At 72.2% G+C, this 17,463-nt stretch carries 19 protein-coding genes; 12 read left to right on the forward strand and 7 right to left on the reverse strand.

The window, feature by feature from the left end:
* Positions 1 to 2: 2 nt before the first annotated feature.
* Positions 3 to 650, reverse strand: a complete 648-nt coding sequence (locus tag CF165_RS27540; RefSeq protein WP_093950471.1) for a response regulator — start codon at positions 648 to 650, stop codon at positions 3 to 5.
* Complete coding sequence (locus CF165_RS27545) at positions 647 to 1,714, reverse strand: sensor histidine kinase (protein WP_093950472.1); 1,068 nt, start codon at positions 1,712 to 1,714, stop codon at positions 647 to 649. Before CF165_RS27545 ends, CF165_RS27540 begins: the two co-directional genes overlap by 4 nt.
* A gap of 132 nt (positions 1,715 to 1,846) precedes the next feature.
* Here CF165_RS27545 and CF165_RS27550 point away from each other — a divergent pair, with 132 nt between their 5' ends.
* Entirely contained in the window at positions 1,847 to 2,995 is a 1,149-nt protein-coding gene (locus tag CF165_RS27550) for an alpha/beta hydrolase family protein (protein WP_240521823.1), read from the forward strand.
* 110 nt (positions 2,996 to 3,105) lie between these two features.
* Here CF165_RS27550 and CF165_RS27555 read toward each other — a convergent pair whose 3' ends face one another.
* Positions 3,106 to 4,290, reverse strand: a complete 1,185-nt coding sequence (locus CF165_RS27555; protein WP_093950474.1) for an amidohydrolase family protein — start codon at positions 4,288 to 4,290, stop codon at positions 3,106 to 3,108.
* 20 nt (positions 4,291 to 4,310) lie between these two features.
* The gene (locus CF165_RS27560) at positions 4,311 to 4,886 is read right to left on the reverse strand and encodes a TetR family transcriptional regulator (RefSeq protein ID WP_093950475.1); all 576 of its coding nucleotides are present in this window, start codon (positions 4,884 to 4,886) and stop codon (positions 4,311 to 4,313) included.
* Between the two features lie 105 nt (positions 4,887 to 4,991).
* Here CF165_RS27560 and CF165_RS27565 point away from each other — a divergent pair, with 105 nt between their 5' ends.
* The 7 genes from CF165_RS27565 (at position 4,992) to CF165_RS27595 (ending at position 10,325) form a co-directional block, all read left to right on the forward strand.
* Positions 4,992 to 5,414 carry a Zn-ribbon domain-containing OB-fold protein gene (locus CF165_RS27565; RefSeq protein ID WP_167441579.1) on the forward strand — a complete coding sequence of 141 codons (423 nt, stop codon included), beginning with the start codon at positions 4,992 to 4,994 and terminating at the stop codon, positions 5,412 to 5,414.
* On the forward strand, positions 5,411 to 6,562 hold the full coding sequence (locus CF165_RS27570; RefSeq protein WP_093950476.1) for a thiolase family protein: 1,152 nt from the start codon (positions 5,411 to 5,413) through the stop codon (positions 6,560 to 6,562). The genes CF165_RS27565 and CF165_RS27570 overlap by 4 nt, the downstream gene beginning before the upstream one ends.
* Before the next feature lie 28 nt (positions 6,563 to 6,590).
* Positions 6,591 to 7,352 (forward strand): 3-hydroxyacyl-CoA dehydrogenase, encoded by a 762-nt coding sequence (locus tag CF165_RS27575; protein ID WP_093950477.1) that lies wholly within the window; start codon positions 6,591 to 6,593, stop codon positions 7,350 to 7,352.
* The gene (locus tag CF165_RS27580; RefSeq protein ID WP_093950478.1) at positions 7,349 to 7,861 is read left to right on the forward strand and encodes a DoxX family protein; all 513 of its coding nucleotides are present in this window, start codon (positions 7,349 to 7,351) and stop codon (positions 7,859 to 7,861) included. The genes CF165_RS27575 and CF165_RS27580 overlap by 4 nt, the downstream gene beginning before the upstream one ends.
* Positions 7,862 to 7,875: 14 nt before the next feature.
* Positions 7,876 to 9,024: a thiolase family protein gene (locus tag CF165_RS27585; protein ID WP_093950479.1), complete on the forward strand. Its 1,149-nt coding sequence runs from the start codon at positions 7,876 to 7,878 to the stop codon at positions 9,022 to 9,024.
* Positions 9,025 to 9,045: 21 nt separating this feature from the next.
* Positions 9,046 to 9,810, forward strand: a complete 765-nt coding sequence (locus tag CF165_RS27590) for a crotonase/enoyl-CoA hydratase family protein (RefSeq protein WP_093950480.1) — start codon at positions 9,046 to 9,048, stop codon at positions 9,808 to 9,810.
* Between the two features lie 86 nt (positions 9,811 to 9,896).
* Complete coding sequence (locus CF165_RS27595) at positions 9,897 to 10,325, forward strand: PaaI family thioesterase (RefSeq protein WP_093950481.1); 429 nt, start codon at positions 9,897 to 9,899, stop codon at positions 10,323 to 10,325.
* A 5-nt stretch (positions 10,326 to 10,330) separates the two neighbouring features.
* Here CF165_RS27595 and CF165_RS27600 read toward each other — a convergent pair whose 3' ends face one another.
* Together CF165_RS27600 and CF165_RS27605 are read right to left on the reverse strand one after the other, a co-directional pair.
* The gene (locus CF165_RS27600) at positions 10,331 to 11,674 is read right to left on the reverse strand and encodes a family 1 glycosylhydrolase (RefSeq protein ID WP_240521824.1); all 1,344 of its coding nucleotides are present in this window, start codon (positions 11,672 to 11,674) and stop codon (positions 10,331 to 10,333) included.
* Positions 11,675 to 11,757: 83 nt separating this feature from the next.
* Positions 11,758 to 12,675, reverse strand: a complete 918-nt coding sequence (locus CF165_RS27605) for an SDR family NAD(P)-dependent oxidoreductase (RefSeq protein WP_093950483.1) — start codon at positions 12,673 to 12,675, stop codon at positions 11,758 to 11,760.
* 61 nt (positions 12,676 to 12,736) lie between these two features.
* Here CF165_RS27605 and CF165_RS27610 point away from each other — a divergent pair, with 61 nt between their 5' ends.
* The 3 genes from CF165_RS27610 to CF165_RS27620 are packed head-to-tail and all read left to right on the forward strand — an operon-like array spanning position 12,737 to position 15,407.
* Positions 12,737 to 13,840: a serine hydrolase domain-containing protein gene (locus tag CF165_RS27610; RefSeq protein ID WP_093950484.1), complete on the forward strand. Its 1,104-nt coding sequence runs from the start codon at positions 12,737 to 12,739 to the stop codon at positions 13,838 to 13,840.
* A gap of 11 nt (positions 13,841 to 13,851) precedes the next feature.
* Positions 13,852 to 14,607 carry an SDR family NAD(P)-dependent oxidoreductase gene (locus CF165_RS27615; protein WP_093950485.1) on the forward strand — a complete coding sequence of 252 codons (756 nt, stop codon included), beginning with the start codon at positions 13,852 to 13,854 and terminating at the stop codon, positions 14,605 to 14,607.
* A 23-nt stretch (positions 14,608 to 14,630) separates the two neighbouring features.
* The gene (locus CF165_RS27620) at positions 14,631 to 15,407 is read left to right on the forward strand and encodes an enoyl-CoA hydratase/isomerase family protein (protein ID WP_093950486.1); all 777 of its coding nucleotides are present in this window, start codon (positions 14,631 to 14,633) and stop codon (positions 15,405 to 15,407) included.
* A 7-nt stretch (positions 15,408 to 15,414) separates the two neighbouring features.
* On the opposite strand, the gene CF165_RS27625 is transcribed toward CF165_RS27620, so the two are convergent.
* A complete protein-coding gene (locus CF165_RS27625; protein ID WP_093950487.1) occupies positions 15,415 to 16,221 on the reverse strand; it encodes an enoyl-CoA hydratase/isomerase family protein in 807 nt (268 codons plus the stop codon).
* An 85-nt stretch (positions 16,222 to 16,306) separates the two neighbouring features.
* Between CF165_RS27625 and CF165_RS27630 the strand changes: the two genes are divergently transcribed.
* Complete coding sequence (locus tag CF165_RS27630) at positions 16,307 to 17,449, forward strand: acyl-CoA dehydrogenase family protein (protein WP_093950488.1); 1,143 nt, start codon at positions 16,307 to 16,309, stop codon at positions 17,447 to 17,449.
* Positions 17,450 to 17,463: the final 14 nt, after the last annotated feature.

Here is a 17,463-nt window from a genome sequence, read left to right on the forward strand (position 1 = left end):
GGTCACGACCTGGTGGCCAAGCCGGCCCGGTAGGCGATGATCACGAGGTGGACGCGGTCGCGGGCGTTCAGTTTGGCGAGCAGGCTCCGGATGTGGGTCTTCACGGTGCCGGGGCCGATCGAGAGGGCCCGGGCGATCTCGGCGTTGGCCAGTCCTTCGGCGACGAGGGTGAGGACCTGCCGTTCGCGGCCGGTGATCCCGCGCAGGTCGGCGGTTTCCCGGCGGTGGGGGCGCGCGGCGAAGTCGTCGATGAGGCGACGGGTGACGCTGGGTGCGAGCAAGGCGTCGCCGCCGGCCACGACCCGGATCGCGCTCAGCAGGTCCCGTGGGGGTGTGTCCTTGAGCAGGAAGCCGCTGGCGCCCGCCCTCAACGCCGTGTAGACGTACTCGTCCAGGTCGAACGTGGTGAGGATGAGGATCCTCGACGTCGTTTCGGCGGTGATCAGGCCGGTGGCGTGCAGGCCGTCCATCCCGGGCATGCGGATGTCCATCAGCACCACGTCCGGCCGGTGGCGGCGAGTGAGGCCGACCGCGTCCACACCGGTCGCCGCGGCCCCGACCACGGTGAGATCCTCGGCGGAGTCGACGATCCCGCACAGTCCTACCCGGACGAGCTGCTGGTCGTCGACGACGAGGACCCGGATGCTCACGCGGACTCCACCAGCCGGGCCGTGACCCGGAAACCGCCTTCCGGCAACGGTTTCGCGCTGAACTCGCCGCCGTACAGCCCGGCTCGCTCGCGCATGCCGGTGATGCCGTGCCCGGTTCCCGCGGGCCCAGCCCGGCCGTGGTCGGTGATCTCGACGCTGACGTCGTCGTCGCCGTAGTGGATCCGGAGCCGGCACGTCGAGGTGCCGGCGTGCTTGACCACGTTGGTGAGCGCTTCCTGCACGATCCGGTAAGCGGCCAGGTCGACCCCCGGTGCCAGTGGCCGTGGGGTGCCGCTGACGGACAGTTCGACCTCGACAGCGGCCTGCTCGAGCAGCCGGTCGAGCACCGCGAGCCCGGGTGCGGGCGTGAGTGACGGCCGGTCGCCGCCCCGCAGCACACCGAGCAGCCGTCGCATCTCGGTGAGCGTCTCCCGGCCCGTGACCTCGATCGCGGCGAGCGCTTCCCGGGCTTTTTCGGGCTGGTCGTCCAGCACGAGAGTGCCGTAGCCGGCCTGGACGGTGATCACGCTGATGCTGTGGGCGACCACGTCGTGCAGTTCCCTGGCTATGCGCAGGCGTTCCTCGACGACTTCGGCTTGCCTGGCGCGGGACTCATGCGCGCGGTGGCGCCCGACGGCGTAGCCGACGGTCCAGACGATCGCCACGGCCAGTGGTGCGGACATCTCGCCGTACGAGAGGACCATCGTGGTCAGTGCGGCGCTCAACGCGGCCAGGGCGATGGGGAGCCGGCACGTGGTGGCGACGGTGTACAGGACGTAGGACCACGAGAACAGGCTCAGCCACACCGGTGGCGGCATCGCGGCGGCGATCACGAGTGCGGCAGCCGCGGGCACCGGATACCGGCGGCGCAGCGCGATGGCCAGGGAGGTCAGCACGACACCGGCCCAACTCGGCTCCGCGAGGACGGCCAGCAGTCCGGCTGGGCTCAGGCGCAGGCCGGAGTACGCGCCGAACAACGCGATCAGGCCGTATCCGGCGGCGACCACACAGTCCCCGGCGACCCAGTGGCCGGGTCGTAGCCGCCTGAGCAGCGGAGGGTGCATGCGGTGAAGCGTAGCCGCGCCGATGACGGAGCACGTCATCCTCGCGGCCTATGCCCGGGGGAAGAGGACACGGTCGGATTTCCGTCCGTGGGGAGGCGACCCGCCCGGGCGTTCCCGGCAGTGTTGCCTGCCATGAAATCGTTTCTTCTCGTCGCTGTCGTGGCCGGGGCGATGGCCGCGCCGCCCGCACCGTCGCCATCGCCGCCTCCGGTGCAGCTGACCCTGCCGGGGCCGACCGGGCCGTATTCCGTCGGGACCGTGCCGCTGCATCTCGTCGATCCGGCCCGGCACGACCCGTGGGATCCCTCGGGCGCGCCACGGGAGCTGATGATCAGCCTGTGGTATCCGGCGCGGTCGACGGCGGGGCTGCGGCGGGCACCCTGGCTGCCGCCGGCCGCCGCGGCTCAGTTCGTCCGGGACAACGGACTCCAGCCCGACGCCGTGAAAGTGCCGGTGACGCACGGATACACCGGTGCACCCGTGCGTCACTGCGGGAGCAGGCTTCCGGTCGTGGTGTACTCGCACGGCAACGGCGGGTCCCGTTCGGACAGCACGATCGTGGTGGAGGAGCTGGCCAGCCGCGGGTACTTCGTCGTCACCGTCGACCACACCGGCGACTCGCTGACCGAGTTCCCCGATGGCCGGGTCGCGGGTTCGGCGCCGTACAGCCCGGAGAACGCCGCCGCCATCCGAGAGGCCCGGGTGGCGGACATCCGGTTCGTCCTGGACAAGCTGGCGGTCCTGAATGCCGGCGGCAACCCGTCCGGCAGTGCGCTGCCGGACGGCTTGACCGATGCGATGGACCTGGGAAGCGTGGGGATGTTCGGGTACTCCGCGGGCGGCCCCACCACGGCGTCCACGATGTACGCCGACGGCCGGATCAAAGCCGGCCTGAGCCTCGACGGCCCGGTCTTCGGCCCGGTGACCGACGCCGGTCTCGACCGCCCGTACATGCTCGTCGACGCCAGAGCGTCCCGTGCGGCCATTCCGGAGCTGCAGACCTTCTGGGAACACCTGCGCGGCTGGCGGCTCGACATCGGCATGCAGGGCGCGAAGCACCTGACCTACAGCGACTACGTGACGCTGATCCCGCAGGCCGCCAGCCTGCTGGGGTGGAGTCCGGAGCAGGTCGAGCAGCAGATCGGTGCCGTGGTCCCGGCCCGGGCCATCGCCGTCCAGCGGGCCTATCCGGCCGCGTTCTTCGACCTGCACCTGCGGCACCGCGGTCACCTGCTGGACCGGCCGTCCCCGCTCTTCCCGGAGGTGCGCTTCATTCCCTGACAGTCCGCGCTGGGTACCCGGCCGCCGCGCTTCATCGATGGGGGGACGCGGCGGCCGGGCTGCTCGGGGGCCACCTCGCCGGGGGATGGGCGGCGAGGTGGCCGTCGTGGTCAGTCCTCCAGGACCGAGAGGGCGTTGTCGCGCAGGAACTTCCGGCGGTTCTCGTCGCCGAGGCCGCTCATCCGGTCGTAGAAGTCGGCCGGCTCGGCCAGCCCTTCGGCGTGCGGCCAGTCCGAGCCCATCACGAGCGAGTCGGCGGTGCCCAGCCGGTCGACCAAGCCCACGATGTCGTCCTCCGGGTACGGCACGACCTTGACGTGCTTGTGGAAGATCCGGCTCGGGCGCTCGGGCAGCTGGCCGCCGAGCCACACGCCGTTGCGGCCCATGCCGCGGCTCTTGTCCATGTGCTTCAGGAAGTGCGGGACCCACTCGGCGCCGAACTCGCTGACCACGACCTGGATGTCCGGGAACCGGCCGAAGAGGTTGTCGAAGATCAGCGCCGACAGCGTGTCGGTGATCGGTCGCTCGCCGTAGGTGTTCTGCCACTGCCAGGCCGAGAACTGGAACGGCGGCACCAGCCCCCAGCCCCACTGGGACGCCACATTGGACTGGTAGTGGAACTCGGAGATGTGGAACGCGACGCGCGCCTTCGCCTCGTTGACCCGCGACCAGATCGGGTCGAAGTACGGGTCGCCGGGGGAGCGGCCGTACGCCGGTCCCGCGGGCAGCAGGATGAACCGGGCGCCGGCGTCGAGCACGGTGTCCAGCTCCGCCACGGCCCGGTCGAGGTCGCGTAGGGACAGCATCGCGGGCGCGTAGATCCGGTCCTTGTAGTTGAAGCCCCAGTCCTCGTCGATCCAGCGGTTGAACGAGTGCAGGTTGTCGTACAGCGGGTCAATCCCGTCCAGGTACGCCTCCGCCATCAGCGCCCAGCCGCCCGGGTACATCAGCGCGCGTTCGATCTGCTGCTCGTCCATCTTGGCCAGCCGGGCGTCGTGCCGGAGGTACTCGTCCTTGATGTCCTCGAAGAAGCGCTCGGAATCGGACTCCACACCCAGCGACCGCTGCCGGAGCATCTCGGCCAGCGAACCCGGCACGTACGCCTTGTCCAAGTCGTTCTCCAGGGCGTTGACGATCTTGTGGTTGGCGAGCAGCACCTTCTTGCCCGAGGCCAGCCGGACCGTCTGGATCGCGCTGTCCTTCTTGGCCTCCGGCATGAACCGGGTGAAGCAGTCCTCGGTCTCGTAGGAATGGGTGTCGAAGTCGATCATCTTGTAGGGCAGCTGATCAGCCATCGTGGGTCTCCTCGTCTTGGTCAGCAGGTGAGGTCTTGGCAGTGGGCGAACGCTTGCCCGGTCAGGTCCGCGATGGACCCGTCGGCGTGGTGCCCGGCGCGCAGCGCGCTGGTGAGGCAGGACACCGCGACCGCGGCCACCAGGGTGTGGCCGAGGTCCGGGCGGCCGGCACCGGCCTCGCGCGCCAGCTGCCCGGCGATCTCCCGTTCCCAGCGCAGCCGCAGCCGGAGGCTGCGGGCCTCCAGCGCCGGCGTGGTCATGACCAGGTGGGTCAGCCGCTGGCCGCCGGTGGCCGGGTCGGCGACCGCGTGGTGGGCGAACCGGCACACCGGCTCGGCGAGCGCCGCCACGCTGCGACGGCGATCGCTCCGGGCGGCCACCAGGGCGACGAGCGTCTGCGCGGCGGTCTCCTCGCCGCTGAACAGCACGTCCTCCTTCGCGCGGAAGTACCGGAAGAACGTCGCACTGGAGATCCCCGCCCTGGCGGCGATCTGCTCCACCGTCGTGTGGTCGTAGCCGTGTCGTTCGAACAGCTCGAGCGCGGCGGTTTCGACCTCGGCCGCGGTCCGCAGCCGGTTGCGCTCCCGCAGTGTCATGGCTGCGATGCTATGTCGGCTTGAGAGACCCTCGCAAGAGTTTGAGCTTAATTATCTAACTAAAAGATATGGATAGATGATTCAGCTACTGCTAGCCTGGGTCGCATGACGACGCAGGTGGCCGTCGCGGACGGCCTGTTCACGTGGCCGTCGCGTGAACCGAGGCTGATCGCCTCCCGGGGGGACGACGGCGTCCTCTCCTTTCCCGCCCTTCCGGGCGAGGAGCGCCATCTCCTCGGCCGGCGCGGCACGCTCTGGGCGTTCACGACCCAGCAGTTCCGGCCGCCATCGCCGCCCTACGACGGCAACGACACCGACGAGACGTTCCGGCCGTACGCGCTGGGGTACGTCGAGCTGCCCGGTGAGCTGCTGGTGCAGGCGCGGTTCACCGAGGCTGATCCGGCGAAGCTGCGGATCGGGCAGCCGATGGAACTGCGGATCGTCCCGTACACCACCCGGGAGGACGGCACCGAGGTGCTCACCTACGCGTTCGCCCCGGTTTCCGAGGACGCGGAGGTGACGCCGTGAGCACTCCGGACGTGGCGATCGTCGGCGTCGGCCTGCACCCGTTCGGCCGCCACGGTGACAAGCTCGCCCTGCAGATGGGGGCCGAGGCCGCCCAGGCGGCGCTGGCCGATGCCGGTACCGACTGGTCCCGGGTACGGACCGCGTACGTCGGCAGCTACGAAGTGTCCAACCCGGACGCGATCGTCGGCAGGCTCGGCCTGACCGGCATCCCGGTGCGCGGCGTCTTCAACGGGTGCGCCACCGGTGGCACTTCGCTGCAGATGGCCGCGGCCGCCATCCGGCACGGCGAGGCCGACGTCGCGATGGCGATCGGCATGGACAAGCATCCGCGGGGCGCGTTCGCCGCCGATCCCGCGGTGGCCGGGCTGCCCGCCTGGTACGGCCAAACCGGCCTGTTCCTCACCACCCACTTCTTCGGCACGAAGATCGGCAAGTACCTGCACGACCACGGGGTGTCGACCAGCAGCCTCGCGAAGATCGCCGCCAAGAACCTGCGCAACGGCTCGATCACCCCGCACGCCTGGCGGCGGAAACCGCTGTCGGAGCAGGAGATCCTCGACGCTCCGGTGGTCAACCACCCGCTGACCCGCTTCATGTACTGCGGCCCGGACGAGGGCGCGGCGGCCATCGTGCTGTGCCAGGGAGACCTGGCGCGGGAGTTCACGTCGGCTCCGGTGTACGTCCGCGCCGCGGAGCTGCGTTCCCGCCGCTTCGGCGCGTTCGAGCTGCAGAGCCCGTCGTTGCCGCTGACCAGCGCGCCGAGCCCCACCGTGGACGCCTCTCGGGCGGCCTACGAGGTCGCGGGCATCGGCCCGGAGGACGTCCGGGTCGCCCAGCTGCAGGACACCGACGCGGGCTCGGAGCTGATCCACATGGCGGAGAACGGGTTCTGCGCCGACGGCGAGCAGGAGAAGTGGCTCGCCGAGGGCGCCACCGAGATCGGCGGCACGCTGCCCGTCAACACCGACGGCGGTCTCATCGCCCACGGCGAGCCGATCGGGGCCTCCGGGCTGCGCCAGATCTACGAAATCGTCCGGCAGCTGCAGGGCCGGGCCGGCGACCGCCAGGTCGGCGGGAACCCGGACGTCGGCTACACCCACCTCTACGGCGCGCCCGGCGCGTCCGCGGTGACGATCCTGTCCCGCTAACGCAGTGAAAAGCGAAAGGTGATGGCGAATGGACATCCGTGACGGGGTCGCCCTGGTGACCGGCGGAGCGTCCGGGCTCGGCCTGGCGACCACGCAGGCCCTTCTCGGCGCGGGCGCGCGCGTGGTGATCGTCGACCTGCCCGGCTCGGACGGCGCGCAGGTCGCCGCCGGGCTCGGCGAGAACGTCCGGTTCGCGCCCGCCGACGTGCGCGACCCCGAGCAGGTCTCGGCCGCGCTCGACGTCGCGGACTCCCTCGGCGCCCTGCGGGTGACGGTCAACTGCGCGGGCACCGGCAACGCCGTCCGGATGCTCGGCCGCAACGGCGTCTTCCCGCTGCCGGAGTTCACCCGGATCGTCGAGATCAACCTGATCGGCACGTTCAACGTGATCCGGCTCGCCGCGGAGCGGATGGCGAAGCAGGAACTGCTCGGCGAAGAGCGGGGCGTCGTGGTCAACACCGCGTCCGTGGCGGCCTTCGACGGGCAGATCGGGCAGGCGGCCTACTCCGCGTCGAAGGGCGGCGTCGTCGGCATGACCCTCCCGATCGCCCGCGACCTGGCGGGTCAGCAGATCCGGGTCGTGACCGTTGCCCCCGGGTTGTTCGACACCCCGCCGATGGCGGCCGCTCCCGAGGAACTGCGCGCGGCGCTGGGCAAGCAGGTGCCGCACCCGTCCCGGCTGGGCGATCCGGCCGAGTTCGCCGCGCTGGTCGCGCACGTCGTGGCCAACCCGATGCTCAACGGCGAAGTGATCCGGCTCGACGGCGCGATCCGGATGAGCCCACGATGACCACTGTGGACACGGCAGCGCTGCTCGTCCGGCTCGTGGTCGGGGCGACGATGGGCGCGCACGGGTACAACCACCTGTGGGGTGGCGGCGGGGTCGACGGCACCGCCCGCTGGTTCTCCTCGCTCGGCATGCGCCCGGCGCGGCTGCACGCGATCCTCAGCGGCGCGGGCGAGCTGGCCGCGGGCGCGGCGCTCGTGCTGGGCCTGTTCACGCCCCTCGCGGCGGCGTTCGTGGTCGGGACGATGGCGGTCGCCGGGATCACCGCCCACCGGGCCAACGGCTTCTTCGTGTTCAAGGACGGCTACGAGTACGTCCTGATGATCGCCGTGATCTGTGCGGCGCTCGCGCTCGTGGGCCCGGGCCGGATTTCCCTGGACCACGCCATCGGCTGGGACGGGGCCCTGGCCGGAGGCGCCGGGCTGGCGATCGCCGCCGGGGGCGGGCTGCTCGGCGCCGTCGTGCTGCTCGCCGCGACCTGGCGTCCCCAACGAGTCCAAACGGGACAGTGACGGAAGGATGCGACATGCGTGACGCGGTGATCGTGGAAGCGGTGCGGACGCCGGTCGGCAAGCGGAACGGCGGGCTGGCCGGGGTGCACCCGGTGGACCTGTCGGCCCACGTGCTGAACGCGCTGGCCGAGCGCAGCGGCGTGGACCCCGCCCTGGTGGACGACGTCGTGTGGGGCTGCGTCGGGCAGGCGGGCGAGCAGACCGCGGACATCGCGCGCACGTCCGTCCTGGCCGCGGGCTGGCCCGAGTCCGTGCCGGGCGTGACGGTCGACCGGCAGTGCGGCTCGTCCCAGCAGGCGCTGCACTTCGCCGCGGCCGGCGTGATCGCCGGGCACTACGACGTGGTGGTGGCGGGCGGCGTCGAGTCGATGTCCCGGGTGCCCATGGGCTCCTCCGCGATGGGACAGGACCCGTACGGCCCGCGCTACCTGGCCCGCTACGACGGCGTGTACCCCAACCAGGGGGTCGGCGCGGAGATGATCGCGGAGCGGTGGGGCTTCAGCCGCACGCAGCTGGACGAGTTCTCGCTCGGCAGCCACGAAAAGGCGGCTGCCGCCCAGGACGGGGGCCGCTTCGACGCGCAGATCGCCCCGGTCACGCTCGGCGACGGCACGGTGGTCTCCCGCGACGAGGGCATCCGCCGCGGCGGGACGCCGGCCTCGCTGGCCGGGCTGCGGACGGCGTTCAAGGAGAACGGGACCATCACTGCGGGGAACTCGTCGCAGATTTCCGACGGCTCGGCGGCGCTGCTGCTGACCACCAGCGAGAAGGCGGCGGAGCTGGGGTTGCGGCCGCTGGCCCGCGTGCACACCGCTGTCTTGGCCGCGTCCGACCCGGTCATCATGCTGACCGCGCCGATCGACGCGACCCGCAAGGCCCTGGCCCGCAGCGGCCTGACGATCGGCGAGATCGGCGCGTTCGAGGTGAACGAAGCGTTCGCGCCGGTCCCGCTGGCCTGGCTGGCCGAGCTCGGCGCCGACGTCAAGGCGCTGAACCCGAACGGCGGCGCGATCGCCCTCGGGCACCCGCTGGGTGGCTCCGGCGCCCGGTTGCTGACCACACTGGTGCACCACATGCGCGACAACGGGATCCGCTACGGATTGCAGACCATGTGCGAGGGCGGCGGCCAGGCCAACGCCACCATCCTGGAACTGCTCGGCTGAGCCGGGGGAAGAAGGCACGACATGGCTGACGAAGTCCTGACCGAGCGCGACGGCGCGACGTTGATCATCACGATGAACCGCCCCGAGGTGCGCAACGCCGCGAACGGCGCGCTCGCCCGCGGCGTCGCGGACGCCCTGGACCGGCTCGACGAGGACCCGACCCTCGTCACCGCCGTGCTCACCGGCGCCGGCGGCACCTTCTCGTCCGGCATGGACCTCAAGGCGTTCCTCACCGGGGACACGCCGGACATCCCCGGCCGCGGCCTGCTCGGCTTCACCGCCTGCCCGCCGGCGAAGCCGATCATCGCCGCCGTCGAGGGGTACGCGCTGGCCGGCGGCTGCGAGATCGCCCTGGCGTGCGACCTGATCGTGGCCGCGCGGGACGCCCGGTTCGGGCTGCCCGAGACCAAGCGCGGGCTTGTCGCCGGCGGAGGCGGGCTGTTGCGCCTGCCCCAGCGGATCCCGCGCGGGATCGCCCTGGAGTACGCGCTCACCGGCGACCTGTTCGGCGCCGAAGTGGCAGCCCACTGGGGCATGGTGAACCGGCTGACCGAGCCCGGCGGGGCACTGGCCGTCGCCCGCGAACTGGCCGGGCGGATCGCGGCGAACGGCCCGCTGGCGGTGCACGCGACCAAACAGATCGTGGCGGAGGCGGGGGAGTGGCCCGCCACCGAGCAGTGGGAACGCCAGCGGGTCCTGACCGATCCGGTCTTCTCCTCCGCCGACGCCGTCGAGGGAGCCCGCGCCTTCGCGGAGAAGCGTCCGCCCGTCTGGAGCGGACGCTGAACGCCCCGGGGCGGCGCTGGGCCGGCTCCGACTTCCAGGAGCCGCCCCGCACGGACGGCGGGGTCGCGCTGTGCGGCGCCTGCCGGGTGCGGGGCACCTGCCGGCTGGGTGTCGAACGGGAACGGCTCGAGGGCGAGGACACCGCGCTCTTCGACGTCCGCTGCCCCCGCGACCAGGAAGGCGGCCCGGACGTCGCCCACGGCGGCTGGACCGCCGCGGTGCTCGACGAATGCCTCGGGCACGTCCCGCTGCTGCACCGGGTCCTGTCGGTCACCGCGGAGCTGAGCGTCAGCTTCGTCAAGCCGGTGCCGGTCGAGCGGCCCCTGGAAGTGCGGGCCTGGGTGGAACGCCGGGCCGGCTCCCGCTGGTACATCCGGGGCGAGCTGGTCCTGCTACCGAACCGGGCGCTGCTGGCGAAGGCGTCGGGCATCTGGGTCCAGCGCGACCCCGCGCACTTCGACCGGCACCAGCGCTGGCTGGCCGAGCAGGACGCGGAACCCGGTCGCGGGGACTGACCGCGTCAGACGATGTGCAGGCGCCGCCCTTCGCGAGGTGCCTCTTGTGGACGGGCGAACGCACGCGTCCAGCCGGGTTCGAGGTTCTCGGCCGGGGCCGCGGGGTCGGAGATCGAGTACAGGCGGGCGTACCGCCGCAGCCACGGCAGATTGTCCACAATGGACCAGTATTCGTAGCCGCGCACCGGCACGCCCCGCTCCATCAGCCGGGCCAGCCAGCCCAGCCGGCTGGCGAGGACGGCGCGGCGGCGGGGCGCGCCGCCACTCGCGTCGCCCATCCCGTTGTCCACGATGCGCACCGGCGGGAGCCGTGAGCCGTACCAACCGGCCAACCCCGCGAGCGCGTCGGCGAGGGCCTCCGGCAGCACCGGCCAGCCGTACCGGCCGGTTTCCACGCCGTCGAACGGCACGAGCGCGAAGCCCAGCCGGACGAGCAGCCCGTTGACTTCGTTGAGCGCCCGGTAGCAGCTCTCGGCCGGCAGCAGCAGCGGCAGGTTCTGCGGGGTGGTCACCCGGACCGGCGCGTACCAGGTCAGGTACAGCACGTCCTGCGGGGCCGCGATGAGCTCCAGGTCGCCGGGCCGCACGCACCCGGACTCGCCGACCGGGCAGCGGCCGTCCTCGGTGACCAGGTGCCTGCCCAGCAGCAGCGGGTCGAGGAAGAGCCGGTTCGCCCACGACTCGGCGGTGTCCACCGCGGCCCGGTCGGCCGGGTCGTCGCTCGCCGGGTAGCCGCCGGCCAGCAGGGTGGTGCCGCCGATCTCGGCGCTCACCCCGGCGTCGCGCAGGGCGCGCACCGCGAGACCGTGGCCCAGGAGCACGTGGTGCACGGCGGCGAGCCCGGCCGCACCCACGCCGCGGCCGGGCACCGTCATCCCGGCCACGCGTTCGCCGAGCGACGGGGTGCCGAAGTCGGCCGAGGTGACCCAGCGGCTGACCCGGTCACCCAGCAGGCGGCCGAGTTCGGCGGCGTAGTCGGCGAACCGGAACGCGCTGTCGCGGGCGAGCCAGCCGCCCCGCTCGTCCAGCCAGCCCGGCTCGTCGCCGTGCAGCAGGGTGAGCACGGGCTCGTGGCCGGCGGCCAGCAGGCCGTCGAGTGCGCGTCGGCAGGCGTCCGCGGCACGGCGGTCGAGGCGGCCCGGGCCGTCCGGTTGCAGGTGCTTCCAGCCGGCGAGGACCCGCCGTCCGCGCGGGACCCCGCCGACCACCGAACGGAGGTCGTTCGCCCAGCGCCGGGCGGTCGCCGAGGGGGCGAGTGCGGCGGGATCGGCCGGGGCCGCGATCGAAACCGCCCGTCCGACACCCCAGTCCATGGTGTCGAAGTGGTGACGCAGAGCCACAGTGCTCATGTCGACCCGTCCGGAAGGCAGCCCGATGAAGTGCACAAAGCTAGCACGCGCTGTCGTGATGGCAACAGAGCGTGAGACTGGGCCTAGCGGACCGCGGGACGGCCGGTCGGCGCGGCGCCGTACAGCTGGGGGAGGGCCTCGGCGAGTTCCTCGGCGGTGATCGCCTGGCCGGAGCCGCTCGGGTGACTGCCGACCACCGTCCAGCCCTGCAGCCGGTTGACGGTGGCGCCGTCGATGCGCAGCACCTGGCCGGTCAGCCAGCCCGCCGCGTCGGAGGCGAGGTAGACGACCGCGCCGGAGGCGTTCGCGGGATCGCGCGGGTCGAAGCCGTCCGCGTCGCCGCCGGTGCCGGCGACGGCCAGGTTCTCGGTCATCCGGGTGGCCGCGATCGGGGAGATCGCGTTCGCCGTCACGCCGTAGCGGCGCATCTCGATGGCGGTGATCACGGTAAGGCCCGCGATGCCCGCCTTGGCCGCACCGTAGTTTGCCTGGCCCGCGTTGCCGAACAGCCCGGTGCCCGAGGTCGTGTTGATCACCCGGCCGGCCACCGGCTCGCCGCGTTTGGCCGCGGCCCGCCAGTAGGCGCAGGCGTGCCGGGTCAGTGCGAAGGTGCCCTTGAGGTGGACCGCGATCACCGCGTCGAACTCCGCTTCGGACATCGAGAACAGCATGCGGTCGCGCACGATGCCCGCGTTGTTCACCACGACGTCGAGGCGGCCGAACTCCGCGACCGTGTCGGCGACCATCGCCTCGGTCGCGGCCCAGTCGGTCACCGAGGCGTGGTTCGCGACCGCGATCCCGCCCAGTTTGACGATCTCCTGGGCGACGTCCTCGGCTGGGGACTCACCGGTCTGCTCGCCGTGCAAGCCGGAGCCGAGATCGTTGACCACGACCGTCGCGCCCGCCTCGGCGAGGGCCAGGCAGTGGGCCCGGCCCAGTCCCCGTCCGCCGCCGGTCACGATGGCCACCTTGCCGTCGAGGATGCCCACCCGCTGCTCCAATCAGTTAACTAATATTATTCTTTATGCTAGCTTGTGCCGTGGGCCGAGTCGAGGAGGACGGATGACCGGAGCGGGACAACGCGAGGCGGCCGCGCTCGGCGTCGATCCCGGCCGGCTCGACGCGCTGCTGCGCCGGATCCGGCAGGCGGTCGAGGAGACCCCGCTGCCCTCGATGCAGGTGGCCGTGGCCCGGCACGGCCGGCTGGTGGCGTTCGAAACCTTCGGGGACGCCACCAACGGTGACCGGTACGTGCTTCAGTCCGTCGGCCGGTCGATCGTCGCGGGTGTGGTGTGGCACCTGATCGGGACGGGCCGCCTCGACGTCGGCGAGCACGTCTGCGCGATCGTGCCCGAGTTCGGGACGAACGGGAAGGACGCCGTCACCGTCGAGCACGTGCTGACCCACACGGCCGGGTTCCCGTTCGCGCCGCTGGGGTATCCGAAGATGCTCAGCCGCGAACAGCGGCTGGCGGCGTTCGCCCGCTGGCGGCTGGACTACCCGCCCGGTGATCGGCTGCAGTTCCACCTCACCTCGGCGGCCTGGGTGCTCGCGGAGATCGTGGAGCGCCGCACCGGGCTGACCTTCGCCGAATACCTGCGCGCCGAACTCGCCGGGCCGCTCGGCCTGTCCTCGCTCGACCTGGGGGTCGCGGCGGACACGGTCCTGCCGATGATCGCCACCGACCGCACCGGCGACGACCAGGAGCCCGATCCGTGGGGCCCCTGGTACCTGGCCGACCCCCGGGTGCTCGCCGGCGGCGAGCCGAGCCACTCCCTCGTGGGCACGGCGGCCGACGTCGCGCTGTACTTCCAGGCCCTGGTCCACTCCGGACTCTGGACGGCGGACGCCGTCGCCGAGGGCAGCCGCCTCCGCCGCACCGAGCGCCCGGCGGGCGAGGAGGCCTACGGCGGGGGCACTCCCGTCGGCATGGGGCTCTTCGTGACCATAGCCGGATCGACCCCGGGCGGCGGGCTGCCGTCCACCGGTTCCCCCGCCCTGTTCGGCAACAGCGGCGCCGCCTACCAGCTCGGCTTCCTGGACCCGGTCAGCGGGATGTCGTTCGCGCTGCTGTGCAACGGATATCCGCTGGCCGGCTATGACCTTTCCCCGCGCGGCCGGGCGATGACGACCGCCATCGCCGACCTCGCCGGAAACCTGACGTGAGTGGAGGATTCGTGGACACAACCGACCCGGTCGCGTTCGTCACCGGTGCCGGCCGCGGCATCGGCGCGGCCATCGCCGCCGAACTGGCCGTCCGCGGCCACCGGATCGCGGTGTGCGACCTGGACCGGGCCGCGGCGATCGACGTCGCCGCGGCCATCGCCGACCACCACGGTGTGAAAACGACGGCGGTCGCGGCGGACATCGCCGACAGCGCCGCGGTGCGGGCCGCCGTCACCGAGGCGGAAGCCGCGCTCGGCCCGGTCGACGTCCTGGTGAACAACGCCGCCATCGACGTCATCGGCCGGTTCGTCGACAGCACCGAGGACAGCTGGGACCGGATCATCGCGGTCAACCTGCGGGGCACCATCACGGTGACCAGGGCCGTGCTGGACGGGATGATCGAGCGGGAACGCGGGCGGATCGTCCACATCGCCTCCGACGCGGGCCGGGTCGGCTCCTCCGGCGAGGTCGTCTACTCGGCGACCAAGGGCGGGATCATCGCGTTCGGCAAGGCGCTGGCCCGGGAGGTCGCGCGCCACGGCATCACGGTCAACAGCGTGTGCCCGGGCCCGACCGACACGGCGCTGCTCGGCCAGGTCGCCGACTACAGCCAGCGCATGTACGAAGCCACCCTGCGGGCGATCCCGCTGCGCCGCGTCGGCCAGCCGGCCGACATCGCCGGAGTGGTCGGGTTTCTCGTCTCGGACGCGGCCGCCTACCTGACCGGGCAGACGATCTCGGTCAGCGGCGGCCTGACCATGCTGTGAAGGGATGCTGTGAAGGGAACGACATGGCCGACCTGCTGAACGTCGACGTGACCGGCCGGGTCGCCGTGCTCACCCTGAACCGGCCGGACCGGCTCAACGCCATCGGGACCGCGACTGTGGACCGGCTCGACGCCGTGCTCGACACGCTGCACGCCGACCGGGGCGTCCGCGCGCTCGTCGTCGCCGGGGCCGGTCGCGGTTTCTCGGCGGGCGCCGACCTGGACGAGATCGAATCACTGCGCACCGCCTACGAGTTCCGCGCCTTCGTGGGGCGGCTCACCGAGGTGTTCGGCCGGTTGGAGAAGTTCGCGAAGCCCTCGGTGGCCGCCGTGCACGGGTTCGCCCTCGGCGGCGGACTGGAACTGGCCCTCGCGTGCGACCTGCGGGTCGCTGAGCGGGGCGCCAAGCTCGGGCTGCCGGAGATGAAACTGGGGGTGCTGCCCGGCGCGGGCGGTACCCAGCGGCTGCCCCGCCTGGTGCCGCCGGGGATCGCCAAGCAGCTGATCCTGTCCGGCGAGCCGATCGACGCCGAGCGGGCCCACGCCGTCGGCCTGGTGAACGAGCTGGCCGAGCCGGGGGAGGTGCTGACCGTGGCCACGGCCCTCGCCGCCCGGCTCGCGGCCGGTGCCCCGCTGGCCCTGGCCGCCGGCAAGGCCCTGGTGGACCGCAGTGGCGGCGACCTCGACGCGGGGATCGCGGCCGAGCGGGAGACCGTGGCGGTCATGTTCACCGCAGAGGACCGGGCCGAGGGCCTGCGCGCCTTCCGCGAGCGGCGCCCCGCGGAGTTCCGCGGGGCGTGAGCCCGGGTCAGAGCGGGATGTCCGCGGTGAACTCGGGGCTGCGCTTCTCCCGGTGCGACGCGAGGCCCTCCAGCACGTCGGGGCCGCCGAAACCGAAGAACTCGAGACCCAACGACGACTCGAAGATCGGCGAAGCGGTGCGGTACCAGTGGTTGAGCGAACGCTTGGTCCAGCCGATGGCGCTGGCCGAACCCGACGCCAGCGAAGTGGCCACGCGCAGTGCCTCGGCGTGCACGTCCTCGTCGTCGACACAGCGGGACACCAGGCCGATCCGTTCGGCCTCTTCGCCGGTGAGCACCTCGCAGGTCAGGAGGTAGTACTTCGCCTTGGCCATGCCGCACAGCAGCGGCCAGCAGATCGCCGCGTGGTCGCCCGCCGCGACGCCGAGCCGCGTGTGCCCGTCGACGATCTTCGCCCGGCGGCCCACGATGGAGATGTCGGCCATCATGCCCACCGCCAGCCCGGCGCCGACCGCCGGTCCGTGGATGGCCGCGACGACCGGTTTCGAAAGGTTGAGGACGCCGTAGACCATGTCCCGGGCTTCGCGCATCACCCGGGCGCGGACCGCGTAGTCGCGGCTCATGTCCTCGATGGAGTCGAAGGTTCCGCCCGCGGAGAACGCTTTGCCCGCCCCCTGCACGAGCACCGCGCGAGTGTCCGGGTCCCGGTCGATCACCGGCCAGACGTCGGCGAGTTCGGTGTGCATCCGAGAGGAGACGGCGTTGAGGTTCGGTGCGTCGAGCACGAGCCGCAGTACCCCGGGCGCCGGGCGCTCGAAGGTGAGGGAGGGGAATTCGCCGTAGCGGTCGCTCATGGTTCTCCTTCTCGGGCATTGACTCACGCCGTGCCGGTTATACTATAATTATATAACTGATTGCGGGCGACCCGGAAGGTGTCGGATGACGGAGACCGCCTTGGCCGGTGTGCTGACCGAGGAACAGCTTCAGCTGCGCGAAGTGCTGCGCGCCTTCCTCGGCAAGCGAAGCGCGGAGCCCGACGTGCGCCGGCAGATGGCGACCGTGGCGGGCTACGACGCCGAGGTGTGGCGGCAGCTGGGCGGTGAGCTGTTGCTGTCGGGCCTGGCGATTCCCGAGGAGTACGGCGGGTCGGGCTTCGGCTACGCGGAGCTGGGGCTGGTGTTCGAGGAGATGGGCCGCGCGCTGCTGTGCGCGCCGTACTTCGGCACGGTCGCCCTGGCCGCCGAGGTGCTCCTGCGCGCCGGGGACGAGTCCGCGGCGAAGGACCTGCTGCCCGGCATCGCCTCCGGCGAAACGATCGCGGCCCTCGCTCTCACCGAACCCGCCGGTCGCTGGGACGAAAGCGGCGTCACGACCCGGGCTGAACGCGTCGCGGATCGTTGGCGGCTGACCGGTACCAAGACCTATGTCCTGGACGGCCACACGGCCGATCTGCTGCTGGTCGTGGCCCGGACGGGCGCCGGAATCGCCCTGTTCGCCGTGGACACGGCGAACGGGCCCGTCGCCGGCCTGCGCCGGACCGCGTTGCCGACGCTTGATCAGACCCGCAAGCAGGCACGCCTGGACTTCGACGCGGTCCCCGCCCGGCTCGTCGGCGAGGCGGGCGGCGCCTGGCCCGCGGTCGAGCGCACCCTGGCCGCCGCGGCCGTCCTGCTGGCCGCGGAACAGCTCGGCGGCGCGTCCCGTGCCCTCGAACTCGCGGTGGACTACGCGAAGATCCGTGAGCAGTACGGCCGTGCGATCGGGTCCTTCCAGGCCGTCAAGCACCGGCTGGCCGACATGCTCACCGACGTCGAGTGCGCCCGCTCCGCGGTGCAGGACGGCTTGCGTGCCCTGGCCGGCGGCGACGCCACCGAACTGCTGACCGCCGCTTCCGTGGCCAAGGCGTTCTGCTCGGAGGTGTTCACCCGGGTGGCCGCCGGTGCCGTTCAGGTGCACGGCGGGATCGGGTTCACCTGGGAGCACCCTGCCCAGCTGTACTTCAAGCGGGCCAAGGGTTCCGAGGTGCTGCTGGGCACTCCGGCCGAACATCGCGCCCGGCTCGCGGGACTGCTGGGCCTGTGACCACCCGTCGAGAG

Source organism: Amycolatopsis vastitatis (assembly GCF_002234595.1).
GTDB lineage: Bacteria > Actinomycetota > Actinomycetes > Mycobacteriales > Pseudonocardiaceae > Amycolatopsis > Amycolatopsis vastitatis.

What these genes read in the sequence shown, in the direction of transcription:
- CF165_RS27545 (WP_093950472.1), bottom strand. Translation starts at nt 1,714, where the DNA reads ATGCACCCTCCGCTGCTCAGGCGGCTACGACCCGGCCACTGGGTCGCC.
- CF165_RS27550 (WP_240521823.1), top strand. Translation starts at nt 1,847, where the DNA reads ATGAAATCGTTTCTTCTCGTCGCTGTCGTGGCCGGGGCGATGGCCGCG.
- CF165_RS27555 (WP_093950474.1), bottom strand. Translation starts at nt 4,290, where the DNA reads ATGGCTGATCAGCTGCCCTACAAGATGATCGACTTCGACACCCATTCC.
- CF165_RS27560 (WP_093950475.1), bottom strand. Translation starts at nt 4,886, where the DNA reads ATGACACTGCGGGAGCGCAACCGGCTGCGGACCGCGGCCGAGGTCGAA.
- CF165_RS27565 (WP_167441579.1), top strand. Translation starts at nt 4,992, where the DNA reads ATGACGACGCAGGTGGCCGTCGCGGACGGCCTGTTCACGTGGCCGTCG.
- CF165_RS27575 (WP_093950477.1), top strand. Translation starts at nt 6,591, where the DNA reads ATGGACATCCGTGACGGGGTCGCCCTGGTGACCGGCGGAGCGTCCGGG.
- CF165_RS27580 (WP_093950478.1), top strand. Translation starts at nt 7,349, where the DNA reads ATGACCACTGTGGACACGGCAGCGCTGCTCGTCCGGCTCGTGGTCGGG.
- CF165_RS27585 (WP_093950479.1), top strand. Translation starts at nt 7,876, where the DNA reads ATGCGTGACGCGGTGATCGTGGAAGCGGTGCGGACGCCGGTCGGCAAG.
- CF165_RS27590 (WP_093950480.1), top strand. Translation starts at nt 9,046, where the DNA reads ATGGCTGACGAAGTCCTGACCGAGCGCGACGGCGCGACGTTGATCATC.
- CF165_RS27600 (WP_240521824.1), bottom strand. Translation starts at nt 11,674, where the DNA reads ATGAGCACTGTGGCTCTGCGTCACCACTTCGACACCATGGACTGGGGT.
- CF165_RS27610 (WP_093950484.1), top strand. Translation starts at nt 12,737, where the DNA reads ATGACCGGAGCGGGACAACGCGAGGCGGCCGCGCTCGGCGTCGATCCC.
- CF165_RS27620 (WP_093950486.1), top strand. Translation starts at nt 14,631, where the DNA reads ATGGCCGACCTGCTGAACGTCGACGTGACCGGCCGGGTCGCCGTGCTC.
- CF165_RS27625 (WP_093950487.1), bottom strand. Translation starts at nt 16,221, where the DNA reads ATGAGCGACCGCTACGGCGAATTCCCCTCCCTCACCTTCGAGCGCCCG.
- CF165_RS27630 (WP_093950488.1), top strand. Translation starts at nt 16,307, where the DNA reads ATGACGGAGACCGCCTTGGCCGGTGTGCTGACCGAGGAACAGCTTCAG.